The organism is Listeria monocytogenes ATCC 19117 (assembly GCF_000307025.1).
Taxonomy (GTDB): domain Bacteria; phylum Bacillota; class Bacilli; order Lactobacillales; family Listeriaceae; genus Listeria; species Listeria monocytogenes_B.
In genome coordinates this window covers 2,172,922-2,192,477 of the sequence record NC_018584.1, presented here as the reverse complement: position 1 = coordinate 2,192,477, position 19,556 = coordinate 2,172,922, and the positions used below count along the sequence as shown (strand labels likewise).

20 protein-coding genes are annotated in these 19,556 nt (G+C 38.6%); 11 read left to right on the top strand and 9 right to left on the bottom strand.

Annotation, left to right across the window (positions count from 1 at the left end; all coding sequences use genetic code 11):
* Nucleotides 1-17: 17 nt before the first annotated feature.
* Nucleotides 18-974 (top strand): mannose-6-phosphate isomerase, class I, encoded by a 957-nt coding sequence (gene manA, locus LMOATCC19117_RS10800; protein WP_003724536.1) that lies wholly within the window; start codon nucleotides 18-20, stop codon nucleotides 972-974.
* A gap of 105 nt (nucleotides 975-1,079) precedes the next feature.
* Here manA and LMOATCC19117_RS10795 read toward each other — a convergent pair whose 3' ends face one another.
* The 3 genes from LMOATCC19117_RS10795 to LMOATCC19117_RS10785 are packed head-to-tail and all read right to left on the bottom strand — an operon-like array spanning nucleotide 1,080 to nucleotide 3,831.
* A complete protein-coding gene (locus LMOATCC19117_RS10795) occupies nucleotides 1,080-1,889 on the bottom strand; it encodes an alpha/beta fold hydrolase (RefSeq protein WP_003724535.1) in 810 nt (269 codons plus the stop codon).
* A gap of 41 nt (nucleotides 1,890-1,930) precedes the next feature.
* The gene (nagA, locus tag LMOATCC19117_RS10790) at nucleotides 1,931-3,064 is read right to left on the bottom strand and encodes an N-acetylglucosamine-6-phosphate deacetylase (RefSeq protein WP_003724534.1); all 1,134 of its coding nucleotides are present in this window, start codon (nucleotides 3,062-3,064) and stop codon (nucleotides 1,931-1,933) included.
* A gap of 5 nt (nucleotides 3,065-3,069) precedes the next feature.
* Nucleotides 3,070-3,831, bottom strand: coding sequence for a DeoR/GlpR family DNA-binding transcription regulator (locus LMOATCC19117_RS10785; RefSeq protein ID WP_003724533.1), 762 nt, complete (start codon nucleotides 3,829-3,831; stop codon nucleotides 3,070-3,072).
* Between the two features lie 251 nt (nucleotides 3,832-4,082).
* On the opposite strand from LMOATCC19117_RS10785, the gene LMOATCC19117_RS10780 reads away from it, so the two are divergent.
* Nucleotides 4,083-4,937: a metallophosphoesterase gene (locus LMOATCC19117_RS10780; RefSeq protein ID WP_003724532.1), complete on the top strand. Its 855-nt coding sequence runs from the start codon at nucleotides 4,083-4,085 to the stop codon at nucleotides 4,935-4,937.
* 29 nt (nucleotides 4,938-4,966) lie between these two features.
* On the opposite strand, the gene LMOATCC19117_RS10775 is transcribed toward LMOATCC19117_RS10780, so the two are convergent.
* Genes LMOATCC19117_RS10775 through LMOATCC19117_RS10765 form a run of 3 tightly spaced genes read right to left on the bottom strand, consistent with a single transcriptional unit; the run spans nucleotide 4,967 to nucleotide 7,374 of the window.
* Entirely contained in the window at nucleotides 4,967-5,149 is a 183-nt protein-coding gene (locus LMOATCC19117_RS10775; protein WP_003724531.1) for a FeoB-associated Cys-rich membrane protein, read from the bottom strand.
* Nucleotides 5,150-5,155: 6 nt separating this feature from the next.
* On the bottom strand, nucleotides 5,156-7,150 hold the full coding sequence (gene feoB, locus LMOATCC19117_RS10770; RefSeq protein WP_003734394.1) for a ferrous iron transport protein B: 1,995 nt from the start codon (nucleotides 7,148-7,150) through the stop codon (nucleotides 5,156-5,158).
* Nucleotides 7,147-7,374 carry a FeoA family protein gene (locus LMOATCC19117_RS10765; RefSeq protein WP_003722363.1) on the bottom strand — a complete coding sequence of 76 codons (228 nt, stop codon included), beginning with the start codon at nucleotides 7,372-7,374 and terminating at the stop codon, nucleotides 7,147-7,149. The genes feoB and LMOATCC19117_RS10765 overlap by 4 nt, the downstream gene beginning before the upstream one ends.
* 319 nt (nucleotides 7,375-7,693) lie before the next feature.
* Between LMOATCC19117_RS10765 and pta the strand changes: the two genes are divergently transcribed.
* Nucleotides 7,694-8,671 (top strand): phosphate acetyltransferase, encoded by a 978-nt coding sequence (gene pta, locus LMOATCC19117_RS10760; protein WP_003722362.1) that lies wholly within the window; start codon nucleotides 7,694-7,696, stop codon nucleotides 8,669-8,671.
* 38 nt (nucleotides 8,672-8,709) lie between these two features.
* Here pta and pdxT read toward each other — a convergent pair whose 3' ends face one another.
* A complete protein-coding gene (gene pdxT, locus LMOATCC19117_RS10755) occupies nucleotides 8,710-9,276 on the bottom strand; it encodes a pyridoxal 5'-phosphate synthase glutaminase subunit PdxT (protein WP_003728354.1) in 567 nt (188 codons plus the stop codon).
* A gap of 1 nt (nucleotide 9,277) precedes the next feature.
* Nucleotides 9,278-10,165 carry a pyridoxal 5'-phosphate synthase lyase subunit PdxS gene (pdxS, locus tag LMOATCC19117_RS10750; protein WP_003728355.1) on the bottom strand — a complete coding sequence of 296 codons (888 nt, stop codon included), beginning with the start codon at nucleotides 10,163-10,165 and terminating at the stop codon, nucleotides 9,278-9,280.
* Between the two features lie 123 nt (nucleotides 10,166-10,288).
* Here pdxS and LMOATCC19117_RS10745 point away from each other — a divergent pair, with 123 nt between their 5' ends.
* The 8 genes from LMOATCC19117_RS10745 to LMOATCC19117_RS10710 all read left to right on the top strand — a co-directional run bounded on the left by LMOATCC19117_RS10745 (nucleotide 10,289) and on the right by LMOATCC19117_RS10710 (nucleotide 17,857).
* Nucleotides 10,289-11,734, top strand: coding sequence for a PLP-dependent aminotransferase family protein (locus tag LMOATCC19117_RS10745; protein WP_003734395.1), 1,446 nt, complete (start codon nucleotides 10,289-10,291; stop codon nucleotides 11,732-11,734).
* Nucleotides 11,735-11,914: 180 nt separating this feature from the next.
* Complete coding sequence (locus LMOATCC19117_RS10740; protein ID WP_003724525.1) at nucleotides 11,915-13,921, top strand: BglG family transcription antiterminator; 2,007 nt, start codon at nucleotides 11,915-11,917, stop codon at nucleotides 13,919-13,921.
* 7 nt (nucleotides 13,922-13,928) lie between these two features.
* Entirely contained in the window at nucleotides 13,929-14,396 is a 468-nt protein-coding gene (locus LMOATCC19117_RS10735; protein ID WP_003724524.1) for a PTS sugar transporter subunit IIA, read from the top strand.
* A gap of 5 nt (nucleotides 14,397-14,401) precedes the next feature.
* Nucleotides 14,402-14,677, top strand: coding sequence for a PTS sugar transporter subunit IIB (locus tag LMOATCC19117_RS10730; protein ID WP_003722354.1), 276 nt, complete (start codon nucleotides 14,402-14,404; stop codon nucleotides 14,675-14,677).
* Between the two features lie 27 nt (nucleotides 14,678-14,704).
* Nucleotides 14,705-16,054: a PTS galactitol transporter subunit IIC gene (locus LMOATCC19117_RS10725; protein WP_003724523.1), complete on the top strand. Its 1,350-nt coding sequence runs from the start codon at nucleotides 14,705-14,707 to the stop codon at nucleotides 16,052-16,054.
* A gap of 17 nt (nucleotides 16,055-16,071) precedes the next feature.
* Entirely contained in the window at nucleotides 16,072-17,004 is a 933-nt protein-coding gene (locus tag LMOATCC19117_RS10720; protein ID WP_003724522.1) for a 1-phosphofructokinase, read from the top strand.
* A gap of 1 nt (nucleotide 17,005) precedes the next feature.
* Nucleotides 17,006-17,656 (top strand): class II aldolase/adducin family protein, encoded by a 651-nt coding sequence (locus LMOATCC19117_RS10715; RefSeq protein ID WP_003734396.1) that lies wholly within the window; start codon nucleotides 17,006-17,008, stop codon nucleotides 17,654-17,656.
* Nucleotides 17,657-17,659: 3 nt separating this feature from the next.
* Nucleotides 17,660-17,857 carry a hypothetical protein gene (locus LMOATCC19117_RS10710; protein WP_003722350.1) on the top strand — a complete coding sequence of 66 codons (198 nt, stop codon included), beginning with the start codon at nucleotides 17,660-17,662 and terminating at the stop codon, nucleotides 17,855-17,857.
* A 43-nt stretch (nucleotides 17,858-17,900) separates the two neighbouring features.
* Here LMOATCC19117_RS10710 and betL read toward each other — a convergent pair whose 3' ends face one another.
* Entirely contained in the window at nucleotides 17,901-19,424 is a 1,524-nt protein-coding gene (gene betL / locus LMOATCC19117_RS10705) for a BCCT family glycine betaine transporter BetL (protein ID WP_003728356.1), read from the bottom strand.
* Nucleotides 19,425-19,556: the final 132 nt, after the last annotated feature.

Here is a 19,556-nt window from a genome sequence, read left to right as displayed (position 1 = left end):
ATGGAGGTAATTTTATAATGACAGAAGCATTATTTTTAAACCCTGTTTTTCAAGACCGAATTTGGGGTGGAACGAAATTACATGATTATTTTGGTTACGATATCCCGTCTGATACTACTGGAGAAGACTGGGCGATTTCCGCTCATCCGAACGGTCCTTCGGTAATCAAAAACGGCGAATATAAAGGCAAAACATTAGCTGAATTATGGCAAGAAAATCCTGCACTTTTTGGTAATCCGAAAGAAGCCGTTTTCCCACTATTAACGAAAATTCTGGATGCGAATACGGACCTTTCTGTACAAGTTCATCCAAATGACGAATATGCGAAAGTGCATGAAAACGGGGAACTTGGCAAAACAGAATGCTGGTATATTATTGACTGCGCTCCTGGTGCGGAATTAATATATGGACACAAAGCAGCTAGCAAAGAAGAATTCGCTACTTGGGCAAAAAACGGCGAATGGGATAAATTGCTTCGTAAAGTGGCGATTAAACCAGGTGAATTTTATTATGTTCCAAGTGGTACAATTCATGCGTTAGGCACGGGGACGTTAGTGCTTGAAACACAACAAAGCTCTGATACTACTTATCGTGTATATGACTATGACCGTAAAGACGCAGAAGGAAACTTGCGCGAACTTCATTTGGATAAAGCTATTGACGTTACGACTGCACCGCATGTGGATGCGAAGTTAGATATTAAAACAGAAACACGTGGTGGGTTGACTGAAACTACTTTTGTATCGAATGATTTCTTTAGCGTATACAAATGGGAAGTGGACGGCGCGGCTGAATTCATGGCTAAAGCTCCTTATACGTTAGTGAGTGTTTTAGACGGAGAAGCGGTACTTACGATTGATGGAACAAAACAATCGATTAAAAAAGGCGATCATTTTGTATTGCCGAATGATGTAAAATCTTGGGAAATTGATGGAAAAATGACGGCGATTGTTTCGAATCCGCCTGTGAAATAACAAATAAGCAGAAATCATTGTATAAAAGCCATTTTGAAAATGGAATATACAAGATTTCTGCTTCTTTATTGCTTTATGAAATGACAACTAAAATATCATTTTGGATTACTTATAATTTGTTTTTTTTGATGTATTAATGATAAATGTATTTATATAAGTCGTTATTTCCAGTTTATGTTTTTCTGCATCAATGGTTTTAGGTGTTAGTTCATAATAACTTGCATTTTCAATATTACGTTTATAAAACAAACTGTATTCGATTGGATGAATTACATCATAGTTATTTGCGAGTATAAGAGTAGGGATTGTTAAATTAGTCAACTCACTTTTGTTTTTTATTGGTCTATCTTTAGGTATGTCGCTAAACTTTTTATAGTGGGTAACAGCGGCGTCATCTTCAAAATAGCGCTTAAACGTATCAATTGCTTTAGGATAGGTCTCTTTTATCGATGGAAAAATCGGATCTTGCTCCAATAATAGGGCACCATCTTTTTTAGGCAAATACTTACTTACGGTACTAAACCATGCTATCACTTCTTTTTTCATCGGTTCATCTGTTGCAGAACTCCTAAGTATTATAAGGCCCAGCACTTTATCGGCTGCTTGGACGGCCAAATTCACGGCAACGCCAGCCCCCATAGATAATCCTCCGACAAAAAAATGCTGTATTCCTAAATAATCCATTAACGCTAATGCGTCCTTGGCCAACCTGTCGTAGCTAAGTTTTCTGGAATCGTTTCCGCTTTTTCCATGGCCTCTTTGATCCAATGAAATTAATTGGATTTTCTCGTCTTTATCAAATGTTTCATAAGCAAATTTTAAATTATCACCTAATCCATGAAGAAATAAAAATGGTATGCCTTCACCTTGGATTTCATAGTTAAAGTAAGTTCCCTCGTGTTTAAATAATGGCATATTTTATAATCCACTCCTCTGAAAGTATTTATCCAGTCGATTTAATATATTTCACCATCAATCCATGTAGTTAGAACTTCAAAATTTTTATCAAGTAAAACTAAATCAGCGACATAGCCTTTTTCGATTCGACCAAAATTGTTCATTCCTAAAATGTCTGCCGGCGTACTTGCTGCCATTTGAATAGCGTCTTGTAAGTGAATCCCAAATTCATTACTTAACTTTAAGGATTTATTCATCGTCACGGTACTTGAAGCTAATGTCCCGTCTTTTAAACGAGCTATGCCTTCCTTAACCGTTACTTGGTGACCGCCAAAAATATACTCCCCGTCGCCAACTCCCATTGCTTGAAGGGCATCGGTTGTGAGAACCATTTTATCTGGTCCTTTAATTTTGTGAATAAGGCGCACGATTCCGGGATGGAGATGGACACCGTCTACAATGGTTTGAACGCTTACCGAATCATTTTCCAAGGCTGCTGTAACAAGTCCTGGTGCCCGGTGATGAATGGCTGGCATAGCATTGAAGCAATGTGTGATGTGGGTTGCTCCTTGTTCGAAAGCATTTTGCGCCTCTTCATAAGTTGCATTGGAATGTGCAATGGCGACCACAACTCCTCTTTTTTTCAAGAAGTCAATGAGTTCGATACCCCTAGGCAATTCTGGAGCAATTGTGACCATTTTTATCAGACCATCTGCTTCATCGAAGATCTTTTTCATTTCTTTTAAATCGGGGTGTCTTAAATAGGCTGGATTTTGCATTCCTTTTTTTTCTATATTAAGGTAGGGGCCTTCTAAATGAATTCCTGCAATTTTGGCACCTTTCTCTTTTCCAATGACTTTTTTAGTTTGCTTAATCATTTGGATCAAGTCTTCAAAAGAAGAACTAACCGAGGTGACTAAGAAACTAGTACATCCGGTTTCCGCACAAGCCATCGAAACAGCTTGGATGCTTTCTGTTGAGCCATCCATCATATCATAATTATTTGCCCCATGAATATGAACGTCGATCATTCCGGGAATTAGCAACTGTCCATTTCCATCAAAAGTTGGCTCATCTGAATACTTTTCAGGAGTAGTTGAGCAAACTTCTTTTATCAAATTTCCTTCTGTAATAACTGCTGCATCAATTAATTCATTTTCTTTGTAAATTTTCACATTTTTGATAACGGCCATTATTTTCACAATCCTTTCAAAGATATAACTTCTACTTCTTTAGAAATAAGGCACTGCATTAAATCTTTTGGTAAAGGCTGATCTGTTATTACGGCATCAATTCCAGAAAAATCAATTTTGGAAGCTGTCTTTTTATTTACTTTTGTACTATCAATTAGTAAAAATACTTTTTCGGAATTCCTGATAATCTCTTGTTTCATGTAAACATCTGTAAGTTCTGAATAAAAGATGCCATCTTCCGTTAGTCCAGCCCCGCCAATAAAAGCAACATCGAAGTTAAATTGCTGAAGTTGACCTAAAACGGGCTCACCGGATAATACACGCGAATGGAAGTTGAAAAAACCACCGAGCAAATATACTTTGTTCGCTTCTTTCTGAGATGCAGCTATGGCATTATCCATCGAATTCGTTACTACTACTAAATCATGTTGCTCAAGGTTTGAAGCCAAAAAATGAACAGTGGTCGAAACATCTAAATAGATTGTCATATGATCTTTTATCACTTTACCTGCTGCATAAGCAATTTTCTTTTTCTGTTCACTTTGTTTTACTAATCTACTTGTATAGCTTTCTATTTGAGGTTTTAAAACTGGTAGTGACACGCCACCTGGATAGCGTTCTGCGAGTCCGCTTTCGACTAATTTTAAAATATCGCGCCTTGCTGTATCTTTTGAAATGGAAAAAATCTGCATGAGTTCTTCCTGAGAGATAGTTTTCTTGTTCTCTAGCAGCTTCAGTTCCTCCACTATTCGTTCTTTTTGGTTCATCATTTTCGCCACCTTAGATAATTTATCTTAAGTTTATTTTTTATATAAATAAGTTTTTATAAGTTAATTATATACCTTTTCAAGTTTATGTCAACCTGATATTTTTTCCCTTTTCTACTTTTGTTAGAATTGGGGTGGTTTTTTCGTGCATTTTGAGTCAACACTTAATCTAGGTTATAATGATAGGGGTAACATATAATGGATGACAAAATATTGATAATAAATGGAAATAGCAACATAGAGGTGAGAAAATGGCTTTAAAGATAAAGTGGATTATAGCAATCAGTATGATTATTGTACTTTTAGTTGTAGGATGGTTTTTGGGGACTAGGCTAACGGTGAAAAAATATGAAGTGAGTTCTGCTAAAATTGAAAAAGAAATTAAACTAGTGCAATTATCGGATTTGCATTTTAGTGAATTTGGCGATAAGAATGAAAATTTGTTACATAAAGTGGCAAATTTAAATCCAGATGTGATTGCAATTACTGGAGATCTTTTTGATAGGCAAGGGGATAGTGTTCCTAAAGAGCTTATTAAAAAGCTTACGAAGATTGCGCCGGTTTATTTTTCGCCGGGGAACCATGAATATGATGTTAAAAATGCCTATGAGGACGATTACAAGCCATTTTTAGAAAAAATTGGTGTAGTTAACTTAGAAGATCAAACTGCTACTATCGACGTGGGAGGACAGAAATTTCAAATGTCTGGATTGCGGAGTAGTGCGAATTTAGATTATGACTATCCTTATTATAAAGAAGGACTAGCAGAAATAAAAAAGCAGCAAGATTCAACGTATTATCAAATTCTTTTGTCGCATATGCCGGACTATTTTGAGCTTTATGTGGAGAATGGTTTTGATTTAACTTTAAGTGGCCACACGCATGGAGGGATTGTGCGTATTCCGTATACGAATATTGGTGCGATTGCTCCAGGACCGCAGCGAACACTTTTGCCGGATTATGTATACGGAGAACATTCAAAAGATGGAAAGACAATGATAATTTCAGCTGGACTTGGTGCGGGAAGTCTTCATCAAAAAGCATTTCCGAGGTTAGGAAATCCATATGAAATTGTTGCGGTGACGATAAAGCCAGCGACGAACTGAAAAAAGAGCCTTCATCAAGGCTCTTTTTTCTATTTAAAGATATGATCCAAATTTGTATGTTCGTCTGACTCGCAATTACAGGCTTTTTCAAGTTCACAGCCGCCACATTTTCCTTGTTTACTGCGTTTGATAAATTTAATAATCGCGTAAATAGTGTAGCCGAAAATTGCGCCACCAAGTAATAAATTAACCATTATACTCACGAAAAACATCCTCTCTTAAACGAATAGACTACCAATTTGATAAACGAGAAATACTAACACGTAGGCTGTAACAAGTGGATAAGCGACAGCAAATGCGCTCCATTTCCACGAACTAGTTTCTTTACGAATGGCGGCAACTGTCGCTAAACATGGGATGTAAAGCAAGATGAACAACATAAAGCAATAAGCCGAAAGTGGTGTATAGAAAGTGCTAACGATGCTGCCAAGCGAACTTTCTCCAACTGCATAAATAATTGCCATTGTGGAAACGACTACTTCTTTTGCTAGAAAACCAGGTATAAGGGTGGCTCCCGCTTGCCATGTTCCGAAACCAAGCGGAACGAGTAGTGGGGCGAGCATGCCACCGATAATTGCTAAGAAACTTTCGCCCATTGGTACGTCGAGTCCAGATGGACCAGCGTAGTTTAGCAACCAAATGATAACCGAACCTGCGAAAATGAATGTTCCCGCTTTACGCAAGAATCCTTTTCCTTTTTCCCACGTGCTGCGCCATAAAGTTTTAAGCGATGGGAGGCGGTAGGGTGGTAGTTCGACGACGAATACGGAATTATCTTTTTTAAGTAAAGTTTTTGATAAAATTTTAGTGACGATAAGTGCCATTAAAATACCGATAACGTAAAGTGAAAGTACTACGAGCGCCTGATGTTTCTCGAAAAACACGCCTACAAAAAGAGCATAAACAGGAAGTCGCGCGGAGCAGGACATAAATGGTGAAACGAGAATAGTTAGTGTTCGTTCTTTGGATTCTTCAATCGAGCGCGCCGCCATAATTCCAGGGACATTACAACCAAAGCCGATAATCATCGGAATAAAAGCTTTCCCATTTAAGCCGAAGATTTCCATTACGCGGTCCATAACAACCGCTATTCTAGCCATGTATCCAGAATCTTCTAAGACAGAAATGAAGAAGAAAATAACCAATATTTGAGGAACAAAGACAAGCACGCCACCGACACCAGCGATGATACCATCTGCAACCAAATCAGTGATAAATCCAGATGCGCCAATGGCTGTTAAAAAGGATGTTACGGAGTCCGTCAGCGGCCCGCCAATAAAACCATCGAGCAAATCAGATAGCGGTGCGCCAACCCAAGTAAAGGTTATTTGGAAAATCAACCACATAATACCAAGAAAAATAGGAATGCCAAAAAACTTGTGGGTGAAAATTTTATCGAGTTTATCGGATAGTGGAATATCCGAATGGCGCGTATATTCGACCGAGGTTAAACAAATATCATGAATGTAATTCACACGAACTTGGTGAAAATGATTTTCTAGTTTACCGTCAAGCGCAATTTCAAGTTCTGTGCGGATATGTTTTAATTGCTCCAAAGCAGGGCATGTCGCTAAAAATTCTTCTGTGACTTCATTTTTAGAAAGAAATTGAACAGCAAGCCAGCGAGATTGTTTGGCAGGAATCATGTCTTTGATTAAAGCTTGGATTTCAGTAATCGCTTTTTCCGCGGGTTCCCCGTATGGTAAAACAAGTGGAATCGCGGGAGCTACGTGTTTTTCTGACAAAGTAGATAAAATATCGTCTGTACCTTTTCCGGAACGAGCAACTACTGGCAAAATTGGAATGCGCAATTGTTTGGCAAGGTTCTGGATGTTTAGATGAATACCGCGACCGGCAGCTACATCAATCATATTCAGTCCCATCACAACAGGTGCACCAAACTCAAGTAGCTGAATGGTTAAATTTAGATTTCGCTCAATTTGCGAGGAATCAACAATATTTAACATACAATCGAATTTCTCTTCCAGTAAAAATCTAGTGACAACTGTTTCATCACGAGAAATCGGATTTAAGTCATAAATACCGGGTAAATCAATTAATTTTCCAGTTTTTGAGCGCAACGTACCGACTTTCTTTTCGACGGTGACTCCGCTCCAGTTTCCTACATATTCATAAGAGCCTGTTAATGCATTAAATAAGGAAGTTTTCCCGGTATTTGGGTTTCCGAGTAAGCAATATGTATTTTGACTCATCTGCGTTCCACCATAATGGCGCAAGCATCACATTGTCTAATGCTGATATATTGCCCTTTTGTTTCAAAAGTACAGGGACCACCAAATAGTCCTTTTTGTTTGATACAAATATCACAACCTTCATCGCAACCAAGTGCAAGTAAGCGACGTTTAAGCATGGCGTTCTCAATTTTTAATTCTGAGATGCGAACTTTTTCACCGACAGCAGTTTCATTTAATTGCATAAGCTAGCAGGCCTCCTTTTATGTTATTTAATGAACATGATAATCATTATCAACTATGTTCATTTTATCACGAACAGACCTTAATATGAAGTGTTTTTTTGAAATTGCTGCTAGAATAGCAAAATAGTAGGGTATAACAGCAAAAAAATTTCTTAAGAGCATAGCCGTCTTTTAACTAAGAAGCATGCCTTTTTACCTCTGTATTGATACACGGAAATAAGTGCTGGAGCTGTTTTTAATCACTTTTTTTCTGTCAAGTTGTTCTTTTTTATAGTAAAATGGTAACTATAATATGTATATTAATGGAGGCAATTAACACATGAGTGATTTATTTACTACAATCAAAGGACAAGTTACTGGGAAAAACGTGCGCATCGTACTACCTGAAGGAACAGATGAACGTATTGTTGGAGCAGCTGCACGTCTGCAAAAAGAAAATATCGTAAAACCAATTTTGCTTGGTAACAAAGCTGAAATTGAAGCAAAAGCAAAAGAAATTGGCGTTTCTGTTGAAGGAATCGCTATTCACGAACCTGCGACCGATCCACTTTTTGATGAATTAGTGGCTGCATTTGTAGAACGTCGTAAAGGGAAAGCAACAGAAGAAGCTGCACGTAAAATGCTCGTTGATCCAAACTATTTTGGAACAATGCTTGTATACACTGGAAAAGCAGAAGGTCTTGTAAGTGGCGCGGCTCACTCTACTGGTGACACTGTTCGCCCAGCACTACAAATTATTAAAACAAAACCAGGCGTAAGTAAAGTTGCCGGCGCAATGATTATGGTTCGCGGTGAAGAACGCTATTTATTCAGTGATGTAGCTATCAATATTGCACCAGTTGCAGCAGATTTAGCAGAAAATGCGATTGTAAGTGCGGAAACAGCAGAAATCTTCGGCATTGATCCACGTGTTGCAATGCTAAGTTTCTCTACAAAAGGTTCTGCAAAATCCGATGAAACGGAAAAAGTCGTAGAAGCAACTGCTCTTGCAAAAGAAAAAGCACCTGAATTAACGCTTGATGGTGAATTCCAATTTGACGCGGCATTTGTTCCAACGGTTGCTGAGAAAAAAGCGCCAGGATCCGTTATTAAAGGGGACGCAAATGTATTTATCTTCCCAAGCCTAGAAGCAGGAAACATTGGTTACAAAATTGCGCAACGTTTAGGTAACTTTGAAGCAGTTGGCCCAATTTTACAAGGCTTAAATGCACCAGTTAATGATTTATCTCGTGGTTGTAATACAGATGACGTTTATAACTTAACGTTAATTACAGCAGCGCAAGCAGTGAATAAATAATATGCAAAAGCAGTAGACTAAATTGTCTACTGCTTTTTTTATACCATTTTTTCGAGGAAGTAATTCATCCAGCGATTGTCGTTAGTAAGTTCAGGATGGAATGCGGTAACTAAAATATTAGCTTGTTTAGCTGCTACGATTCGATTTTCAACTGTTGCTAACACAGCTACCTCATTACTCGGTTCAATTAAGTATGGTGCGCGGATAAATATAGCTTCAAACGCAGGTTCACCAAATGCTTCGACGTTTAATTCGGCTTCAAAACTCTCTTTCTGCCTACCAAAACCATTACGGATCGCGGTAGCTTCAATCAATCCTAGGCTCTCTTCGCCACCTTCAATTTCTTTTGACAAAAGGACAAGCCCAGCACAAGTTCCAAAAATAGCTTTCCCTTCACTTGCAAATGCGCGGATAGGTTCCATTAAATCATAACGCTTCATAATCTTGCGCATCGTTGTACTTTCACCACCAGGTAAAACAAGCCCGTCAAGTCCATCTAAATCACTTGAATGCTTTACTTTAAAAGCAAGAGCACCGGCTGATTCAATCATTTGGATATGTTCATCAACTGCACCTTGAATTGCAAGGACTCCAATTTTTTTCATATTAAATGCTCCGATCTTGCATTCTGTCTTCTGGGTTAAGGCGAGACATTTCGATTCCTTTCATCGGGGAACCTAGCTCTTTGGAAAGTTTTCCGATTAGCTCATAGTCAGTATAGTAAGTGGTAGCTTGGACAATCGCACTGGCAAATTTGGCAGGGTTATCTGATTTGAAAATACCAGAACCAACGAAAACGCCGTCTGCTCCAAGTTCCATCATTAATGCGGCATCTGCGGGAGTCGCAACACCACCAGCAGCAAAATTAACGACCGGAAGTTTGCCAAGTGTTTTAATTTCTTTGATTAATTCATATGGAGCACCGAAGTTTTTAGCGGCAACCATTAACTCATCATCCGTCATTCCCGCAATTTGGCGGATTTGACCGTTTACTTGGCGCATGTGGCGGACAGCTTCAACGATATTGCCTGTTCCGGGTTCTCCTTTTGTACGAAGCATGGCAGCCCCTTCACCAATACGGCGGAGTGCTTCACCAATATCACGACAACCACACACGAATGGGACAGTGAAATCTGATTTTAATAAATGGAATTCATCATCGGCTGGTGTTAATACTTCACTTTCGTCGATATAATCAACACCCATTGCTTCAAGGACGCGAGCTTCTGTAATATGACCAATACGTGCTTTCGCCATTACGGGGATAGAAACAGCGTTCATTACTTCTTCGACAATACGAGGATCGGCCATACGAGCGACACCACCAGCTGCACGAATATCGGAAGGAACCCGTTCAAGCGCCATAACGGCAACAGCGCCAGCTTCTTCTGCGATTTTTGCTTGTTCAGCATTAACTACGTCCATAATGACGCCACCTTTTTGCATTTGCGCCATACCACGTTTTACACGATCTGTACCAACTTTTTTCTCCATACTAATAACCTCCATCAAAGTTAATTGAAAATACCTGATTATTATGATAAGCTAAAAGCCATTTCGTAAAAACAGCCAATTGGATGTTGTTTTCTCCATCCAATTATAAAAGAGGTGTAGTAGATGTGGAAACTTGCTGGAAATTCTAATTTACCAATTTATTTACAAATTGTAGATTTAATAGAAACAAAAATTATCAACGGAGAACTTTTGCCAGAAGAGAAGTTGCCTCCGGAAAGACAGTTGGCGGAAATGTTTGGGGTGAATCGTTCGACGGTTGTGCGGGCGCTCGATGAACTTACAGCACGTGCGGTTATCATTCGCAAACAAGGTAGTGGAACGACAGTCAATGCGGAAAAATGGGGGCTTTTTGCAGGGCAGTCAACCAATTGGCGCCATTATTTAACGCAAGGGGGCTTTACACCAGCAGTCCCTTATATTCGGCAAGCGGGAGTAATGGAACGAGCTGATTCGGATCAAGTGATTGATGCAGCGAGCGGGGAATTGCCACTTGAAATGACGCCAAAAATGGAAACACCGAGTCTTTCATGGCAGTCTTTTATTGCAGAAGAACAACAGGAGGATGAAGCGGGATACAAACCACTGCGTGAAACGATTCAAAAACAGATGAAGGAAGCTTATGGCTTACAAACACGACCCGAACAAATTTTCATTACATCGGGTGCACAACAAGCGCTCTTTTTAATTACGCAATGTTTATTAAAACCGGGTGATGCTGTGGCAATTGAGTCACCTTCCTACTTTTATTCGCTATCGTTGTTTCAGTCAGCCGGTTTGCGGATTTTTGCACTACCAATGGACGAGGATGGTGTCATTATTTCTGAATTACGCGATTTATACCATAAACACCGTGTGAAAATGGTTTTTGTTAATCCAACCTTTCAAAATCCAACTGGACTTGTAATGAGTTTGGAACGGCGCAAAGAACTCGTGAAAATTTGCGCTCATTTGCAAATACCGATAGTTGAAGATGATCCATTTTCAGAACTAGCCGCACTAGACAGCCAAGTTCCGGCACCACTGAAACAACTGGACACAGATAATGTGTTATACATTGGCTCGCTCTCAAAAATTATGGGATCCACTACACGAATTGGTTGGCTTATTGGTCCGACAGCAGTAATTGAACGGCTCGCGCTCGCCAGGCAAGAGATGGATTTTGGTTTAAGTATTTTTCCACAAGTACTGGCAAATAGTGTTTTGAATACGCCCGGTTACAAGTTGCATTTACAGCAATTGCACCACGTATTAAAACAGCGCCGAGGTGATTTAATCGAAGCTTTCGAAGCCATTTTACCGAATGATGTAGTATTTATTAAGCCAAAAGGTGGTTTTCATTTATGGGTGAAATTACCAGTCGAAATTCGCTCGATTCGTGATTTTGATATATTTTTAGCGAATGATTTACTTGTTATGCCAGGATTTTTATTTGGGGTAAAAGAAGCGGTTATCCGTGTAACTTATGCGCGGCTTGAGAAGACGGAAGCGAGACGTATAGCTGAAATAATAAAGCAAATATTAATAGAAAAAAAGTGCGAGGAAGCTTGATTTAAAGCTATCTTGCACTTTTTTCATATTCCCCAAAAAATCCTTCTAATCTATAATAGAAAGTAACCCGCGATTTTAACTCATCACAATAAATCTTTCTGCCAAAAGCGAAGTTGTGATGAATCACCATTTTTATGTAAGGGTTATCATTTACTATTAATATAAGGGAGGGGAAAGTAGATGGAACAGAATTGTAAGGAATTAATTACTTATCTGCTCTTGAATCGGCAAGTGAATCTTAGAAATGTTTCCAAGAATTTTAAAGTATCCAAAGAAGCAATTAGCGCACAGATTACACAAATAAACCATCTACTAAAGTCAGAACCAATTTTGATTGATCATGATATGATTTTTGTTACAGATGTATGTAGGGAAGCTTGTTACCGGCTTTTAACTGCGGAAGAGCAACAGCTGTTTTCGTTTTATGAGGTAAATATTCGTCGCAAACTTATCATGATTAAATTACTACTTCATAATCATTATATGTCACTCGGAGCGCTTGCGGACTACGTTTATGTAAGTAAAAACACCATGCTTACAGATGTTAAAAGTATCAAAGAGAGTCTGCATGAGTTTGAAATTCAGCTTGATTATTCGAGGAGAGATGGCTACGCTGTTTCTGGTTCAGAATTTCTGATTCGTAATTTACTAGCAGAACTTATTCGCGAAGTCGTTCAGACCCCATACGGGAAATTTGTCCTTGATGAAAAGAAGCTGATTACTGTGAGCGAAGTGTTTTTACTAAAAAAACGGCTCGAAAAGGTTGAAAGTAAGCTTCAAATTACCTTTACAGATGAGCAGATGGAAGAATTGCCCTATATTCTCCACGGCATCATCAAAAGATCCAAAGTAACAAACAAGAAATGGACATTTAAAATTGAAATGTATGACATCAAAAATACCCGTGAGTTCCCGATAATGAAAGAAATGTTTTGGGGGTATGATTTTTTAAGTGAAAACGATTTACTTTACTTATCGTTACAAGTCCTCGCTTCGAACTTAGTCGAGTCGGCGCTTCATTTCTCAGACAGTGAAGAAATCGCCTACGCAGTCGACGAGTTCATTCGTTTACTAGAAATGTATTTTGCGACGGAAATCATGAAGAAAAATGAATTTAAAGAAAAAGTGATTTTACATGTTAGGCCAGCAATTTACCGAACAATTTTAGGATTTCAAATCAATAATCCACTTAAAAAGCAGTTTATTAAAGAGTACACCCCGACATTTAACATTGTAGAAAAAGCCTCCAAACCTTTTGAAAAATTGGTTGGTCACAAGTGGTCAGAAGAGGAGATTGTGTATCTTTCTATGATAGTTCTTGGGTGGATGTATCAAATTGAAGAAACAGAACAGCCGATTTTCCGCGCAGTTGTCCTTTGTAAAAGTGGTACATCCATCTCTAAACTACTGTTAGAAAACTTGAAAATGATGTTTCCGAATATTGATTTTCAAGGAGCTTATGCGGTGCGGCAATTAAGTACGGTGGCACGCGATATTGATTTTATTTTTACGACTGTGCCCGTTCAAAGCGATGCCACCATTTTTGTAATCCCGTCCATTTTAAGTAAAGACAGCCGCCAAATCCTTAGGGAACAAGTGGATAAAGCAATCGAAATGGACAGTCATAAAAAAACCAAAGAACTGCTTGCTATGCTAAAAGATGAAATTCCCGAAGAAAATATTCGATTAGTGCAAGCCAAAATGGAATCCTTTTTCAACAAAAAAGAGCAACCTATGGAGAAGAAAGAACCAGAACAAATGCAAATTACGGAAGAGCAGGTTCACTTCTTAGAAACGCCACTTGAGTGGGAGCAACTAGTTTCGGTGGCATTTGCACCAATGTTAGAACGAGGCACGGTGGATGCTAGTTACATTCATACTTGTGAAGAAATATTCTATCAAAATTATGAGCAGATGATGATTGGGCCGAATATTTATTTACCACATGCCAAACCCGCAAACGGGGTAATTGAGCAAGATATTCAGTTGATGATAATGAAAGCGGACACAAAAACCCCTGAAAATGAAGCAGTCAAAATCATGATTGCCTTAGCACCATCTGAACAAAACAAACATATACCATTATTACTAAAATTGAACGAAATTTTCTTGAAGCCTGAGAAATTAGCGGGAATTCTCGCTTCTACTAACAAAAAGAAAATCGTTGAAATCCTTGAAAGGGGGTGAGCGTCGCGTGGATTACCATGATTTGTTTCAAAAAGAGTTAACCCTGATAAATTCAAGATACGAGAATCAGGCAGAACTTTTTGAATACACGAGCAAGATATTAGAGAAAGAGCAGTATGTAGAGCCGACTTTTAGAGAAGCGGTAACAAGCCGAGAAGTTGTTTTTCCTACTGGTCTCGAGATGAATGGCATCAAAATTGCAATTCCTCATACAGACACGATTTATGTAAAACGTCCTTTTGTACTCGTAAATAAACTTTCTACGCCGATTCCTTTTATTCAAATGGGAACGACAGATAAGTGGATTGATGTCGAAGTAATTTTCATGTTAGGAATCAAAAATCCCCAAGATCAAGTTCCACTGCTTTCAAGTATCATGGAGAAATTTATGGAAGCAGACTTTGTGGAACAAATAAAAACAATAAATGATAGCAATACTTTATGTGATTTCCTAAAAAAACAATTTGGAGAGTGATTACAATGAAAAAAGTTATCGTAGCATGTGGATCAGGTGTAGCAACAAGCCAAACAGTAGCATCAAAAGTAGAACGAATTTTAAAAGAAAAAGGGGTTCGTGCAACTGTAGAAGCAGTAGATATTAAGTCTTTAGAGCAACATATTAAAACAAGTGATGTATATGTAGCTATTACAAAAGCGAACAAAGAATTCGATATTCCAACATTGAATGGTATTGCCTTCTTAACAGGCATGGGCATGGACGAAGAAACAGAAAAATTACTTAACGCCTTAAAATAAACCAGATAAAACAGGGAGCGTGAAAAAATGGAGTCATTACAATCAGTTATACAGTTTATTTTGAACCTTGGAGCTGCCGTTTTTGTTCCAGCACTAATGATTATTATTGGGCTAATTGTACGAATGAAAGTAAGAGATGCAGTCAGTGCGGGGATTATTCTAGGGGTTGCTTTCCTTGGAATGAACATCGTTATCGGCTTTATGATTGAAGCTTTAACACCAGCTGCACAAGGACTAGCTGAGAGAACAGGGATTAATTTAAGCATCTTAGATGGAGGCTGGACATCGATGGCAACACTTGCTTGGGCATGGCCATTTGCCTTCTTGATGTTCCCGCTACAACTAGGTATTAACGCAATTATGCTCGTTATCAATAAAACCAAAACCTTAAACGTCGATTTATGGAATGTTTGGGGGAAAATTTTAACAGCCGTACTTATTATCGGTGTAACACAAAATGTTTACTTAGCATTTATTGTTGCCGGAATTCAAATTGTTACAGAACTAATTCTATGTGATGCCAACCAACGTCAAATTCAAGAGTTAAATGGAATTCCAGGTGTAACCGTTTCTCACGGTATGATGATTTTCTGTATTTTCTTAATGCCGCTTGACTGGTTACTGAAAAAAATTCCAGCACTTCGTAAAGACATGGATGCCAATGCGTTAAAAGATAAAATTGGTATTTTTGCAGAAAACCATGTGATGGGCTTTATTATCGGTGGACTTCTGGGGATTGCAGCTGGTTATGATGTTGCGAAAACCTTGATGTTAGCCATGCAAGCTGCAGCAGCATTAACTCTTTTCCCGATGGTTGCAAAACTATTTATGCAAGCTCTTTCGCCACTATCTGATGGTATTTCTGAGTTCATGAAACGTAAATTTAAAAACCGTGAATTGTTTATTGGGCTAGATTGGCCGATTTTAGCAGGATGTAGTGAAGTTTGGGTAGCAATCGTTCTGATGGTTCCAGTTACACTTATCTTTGCGCTTATTTTACCAGGAAATGGCGTATTACCGTTCGCTGGGATTTTAAATATTTCTTTATGCGCACCAGCACTTATCGTAACAGGTGGAAACTTAATTCGTATGATTATCCTTGGAACAATTACCACACCGATTTTCTTATATGTATCTACTTTCTTCGCTGGAACAATTACGGATTTAGCGCATTCAACAGGCGCAATTTCGCTAAAAGCTGGACAACAAATTACATGGAGTACACTTGAATATCCAGTGTTCCGTTATATCTTTGCAGAAGCAAGTCAGTTTACTATTTTAGGCTTTATTTTTGTCGCAATTTGGGTAGTATTACTAGTATTCTATGTGAAAATGATGAAAAAACGAACAATTGAACTAGAAAAAGCTAGCTCTTAAGAAATAGGAGTGATGAGATGATTTACACGATAACATTAAATCCAGCCATTGACCGGTTGCTTTTCATTCAAGGAGAGTTAGAAAAAAGGAAGACTAATCGAGTCAAAAAAACGGAATTTGATTGCGGGGGAAAGGGGCTTCATGTTTCGGGAGTGTTATCCAAATTCGGTATTAAAAATGAAGCACTTGGAATTGCGGGATCAGACAATCTCGACAAACTATATGCCATTCTAAAAGAAAAACATATCAACCATGATTTCCTTGTAGAAGCTGGAACTTCGACAAGAGAATGCTTCGTCGTCTTAAGTGATGACACGAATGGCAGCACGATGATACCTGAAGCTGGTTTTACCGTAAGTCAGACCAACAAAGACAATCTTTTAAAACAAATCGCTAAAAAAGTTAAAAAAGAGGATATGGTGGTGATTGCTGGATCTCCGCCTCCTCATTATACATTATCTGATTTTAAAGAACTACTAAGAACTGTCAAAGCAACAGGAGCGTTTCTCGGATGTGATAATTCTGGTGAATATTTAAACTTAGCGGTCGAAATGGGCGTTGATTTCATTAAACCAAATGAAGATGAAGTCATTGCCATTTTGGATGAAACGACCAATTCACTAGAAGAAAATGTCCGCAAATTAGCCGGAAAAATTCCCTATCTAGTCGTTTCGCTTGGAGCAAAAGGATCACTTTGCGCGCATAATGGCAAGTTGTATCAAGTTATTCCACCAAAAGTGCAGGAACGCAATGATACTGGGGCTGGCGATGTGTTTGTTGGGGCATTTATTGCAGGACTTGCGATGAACATGCCAATTACTGAAACATTAAAAGTCGCGACAGGTTGTTCCGCTAGTAAAGTCATGCAACAAGACAGTTCGAGCTTTGATTTAGAAGCTGCTGGAAAACTCAAGAATCAAGTAAGCATTATACAATTGGAGGAGAGATAATATGTTATACCAAAAAGAACGTGAAGATTTAGCAAAAATAGTGAAGACGATGTTTGACCGCTTTGAAACGAATGCAGCTGGAGGAAATGTAAGTGTGCGCATGAATAATGAGCACATTATTATGACACCTACACTCATGAGTCAAGCAAAACTTTGCGATCTTTCCCCATATGAAATCCTTGTAGTGGATAATAACAATGAAGTCGTAGAAGGCGATGGGAGAGTTACTAGAGAAATTAACTTACACCGCGCTTGTTACGTAGAAAATCCAAAAATTGGCTGTGTACTCCATGCTCATCCAAAAGAATCGATGCTATTTGCCACACTTGGAATGGAATTACCGAATTTAACAGAAGCAACGCAAAAAATTGGCCAAATTCCAACACTTGAATTTGCGCCAGCGACTAGTCCAGAACTTGCGGAAATCGTTCGTAAACACGTTATCGAACTAGGAGATAAAGCTGTTCCTAGTGCAAGTTTATTAAATAAACACGGTATTGTCGTATTAGATACATCACTTCATAAAGCATACGACATGCTAGAGCGTATTGAATACAATGCCTATATTGCAGAAAAAGCGTTAGTATTTGATGCGTTAGGTATAAAAAAATTAGCTCATGACCGCGAATTAAATTATAATTTGGAGGAGTAACTAATGGAAAAATTCCTTTTTAATGCAACGTTATTTGCCAGTGCTTTATTACTGATGGTCGGGATATTTAAAAGCTCTATTCCAATTACCGCCATTTCTCTCGTGTTAGCAGTTGTTTCGCAACATTTCTTTCGAAAAAAATATCCTAAACAAACTCGTAGCTATCGCGAAATAGTCGCGGCAAAGCAGAAAAAAGGATGAAAAAAGGGATGAAAATCTAGTTGTAGATTTTCATCCCTTTTTATTATAGTTGGGAACGTTGTGATTTTTTCGGTCGGACGTACAATCCGAGTTTTTCTTGTTCCCTCGTTAACGAAACGAATAACGAAACAATCATTAAGATAATGACGATAGAAAACGGAAAGGCTGCTATAATTGATGCGTTTTGAAGAGCTGTGAGTCCCCCCGCATATAGTAGCACACTTGCTATCCCTGCTTGGAGTAGTCCCCATGTTACTTTGACGGAGTTCGGTGGATTTAAAGATCCGCCTGTCGTTTGCATACCGAGAACAAATGTGGCTGAGTCTGCTGAAGTAATAAAGAAGACTGCAATTAAAATCATCGCAACAATCGATAAAACCATACCAGCTGGGAATTCATTAAATACCCCAAAGAGTACTTGTTCAGTTGCTAAACTTGAAAGCCCAGAATTTCCATGTTGTTCGACAAAAATCGCCGAGCCGCCAAATACGGCAAACCAAAATACACTGACTAAAGCGGGCAACACGATGACACCGAGCAAGAATTGGCGAATCGTTCTACCGCGCGAAATTCTGGCAATAAAAATCCCAACGAACGGAGACCAAGAAAGCCACCAAGCCCAATAAAAAATAGTCCATGAGTCAATCCATTTTCGAGCATCAGGCGCATCAGGTGCTGTCTGAAAACTCATTTGGATGATATTTTGTAAGTAGTCACCAAATGAATTGGTGAAGTTATTCATAATGAATAGGGTAGGTCCAAGAATAAGGGTTAAAACTAATAAAACTCCAGCAACATAAATATTTACATTACTTAAAAGCTGAATCCCTTTATCAAGTCCAGACATGGCTGATAACATAAATAAAATGGTGACAATGATAATAATGGTAAATTGGACAGTAAAATTGTTTGGAACGCCAAACAAGTATGTAAGACCACCATTAATTTGTTGAGCGCCAAGGCCGAGTGTCGTTGCAACACCGATGACTGTCGCAAAAACAGCGATGATATCAATCAATTGTCCAATTGGACCTTTGGCATGTTTCCCTAAAATAGGATAAAGAGTGGCACTTATTAAACCCGGCGCATTTTTCCGGAATTTGAAGTAAGCCAGTGCTAAAGCGACAATCGCATAAATCGACCAAGCAGAAATTCCCCAGTGGAAGAATGAATAGCGAAGCGCATCTTTCATCGCTGCTTGCGTGCCGACTTCACCGCCAGGAGCTTGGACCGCATAATGAGATAACGGCTCAGCTGCACCCCAGAAAACGAGGCCAATTCCCATTCCAGCACTAAACAACATCGCAAACCAAGACTTATTACTATACCCCGGTTCCTCACCCGGTTTTCCGAGGCGAATCGAGCCAATCGGACTTAAAACTAAAAACAAGCAGAAGATAATAATAATCGCTACAACAATTAAATAGTACCAACCAAAATTACTTGTTAGAAATTTTTGGATATTGGTTGTAAAAGCTTCAAATTGTTTTGGCAAAAAGGCTCCAAATAAAACGGCTAATAAAACAAGACAACCCGATCCCCAAAAAACACTTGTTAATTTTTTCAATACATCACTTCCCTTTATATTCTCTGTATCTATTTCCCCATGTTAGCAAAAAGGTAACATTCTTTTTAATAGTAACAAAAAAAGTAGTGCTCTGACAAATCATGTAAGAGGAAAAAGGGGGAGAAGTCAGCA

What these genes read in the sequence shown, in the direction of transcription:
- LMOATCC19117_RS10715 (WP_003734396.1), top strand. Translation starts at nt 17,006, where the DNA reads ATGTTATACCAAAAAGAACGTGAAGATTTAGCAAAAATAGTGAAGACG.
- nagA (WP_003724534.1), bottom strand. Translation starts at nt 3,064, where the DNA reads ATGGCCGTTATCAAAAATGTGAAAATTTACAAAGAAAATGAATTAATT.
- LMOATCC19117_RS10780 (WP_003724532.1), top strand. Translation starts at nt 4,083, where the DNA reads ATGGCTTTAAAGATAAAGTGGATTATAGCAATCAGTATGATTATTGTA.
- pdxS (WP_003728355.1), bottom strand. Translation starts at nt 10,165, where the DNA reads ATGGAGAAAAAAGTTGGTACAGATCGTGTAAAACGTGGTATGGCGCAA.
- pta (WP_003722362.1), top strand. Translation starts at nt 7,694, where the DNA reads ATGAGTGATTTATTTACTACAATCAAAGGACAAGTTACTGGGAAAAAC.
- LMOATCC19117_RS10775 (WP_003724531.1), bottom strand. Translation starts at nt 5,149, where the DNA reads ATGTTTTTCGTGAGTATAATGGTTAATTTATTACTTGGTGGCGCAATT.
- LMOATCC19117_RS10795 (WP_003724535.1), bottom strand. Translation starts at nt 1,889, where the DNA reads ATGCCATTATTTAAACACGAGGGAACTTACTTTAACTATGAAATCCAA.
- pdxT (WP_003728354.1), bottom strand. Translation starts at nt 9,276, where the DNA reads ATGAAAAAAATTGGAGTCCTTGCAATTCAAGGTGCAGTTGATGAACAT.
- LMOATCC19117_RS10710 (WP_003722350.1), top strand. Translation starts at nt 17,660, where the DNA reads ATGGAAAAATTCCTTTTTAATGCAACGTTATTTGCCAGTGCTTTATTA.
- LMOATCC19117_RS10730 (WP_003722354.1), top strand. Translation starts at nt 14,402, where the DNA reads ATGAAAAAAGTTATCGTAGCATGTGGATCAGGTGTAGCAACAAGCCAA.
- manA (WP_003724536.1), top strand. Translation starts at nt 18, where the DNA reads ATGACAGAAGCATTATTTTTAAACCCTGTTTTTCAAGACCGAATTTGG.
- feoB (WP_003734394.1), bottom strand. Translation starts at nt 7,150, where the DNA reads ATGAGTCAAAATACATATTGCTTACTCGGAAACCCAAATACCGGGAAA.
- LMOATCC19117_RS10765 (WP_003722363.1), bottom strand. Translation starts at nt 7,374, where the DNA reads ATGCAATTAAATGAAACTGCTGTCGGTGAAAAAGTTCGCATCTCAGAA.
- LMOATCC19117_RS10785 (WP_003724533.1), bottom strand. Translation starts at nt 3,831, where the DNA reads ATGAACCAAAAAGAACGAATAGTGGAGGAACTGAAGCTGCTAGAGAAC.
- LMOATCC19117_RS10725 (WP_003724523.1), top strand. Translation starts at nt 14,705, where the DNA reads ATGGAGTCATTACAATCAGTTATACAGTTTATTTTGAACCTTGGAGCT.
- LMOATCC19117_RS10720 (WP_003724522.1), top strand. Translation starts at nt 16,072, where the DNA reads ATGATTTACACGATAACATTAAATCCAGCCATTGACCGGTTGCTTTTC.
- LMOATCC19117_RS10740 (WP_003724525.1), top strand. Translation starts at nt 11,915, where the DNA reads ATGGAACAGAATTGTAAGGAATTAATTACTTATCTGCTCTTGAATCGG.
- LMOATCC19117_RS10745 (WP_003734395.1), top strand. Translation starts at nt 10,289, where the DNA reads ATGTGGAAACTTGCTGGAAATTCTAATTTACCAATTTATTTACAAATT.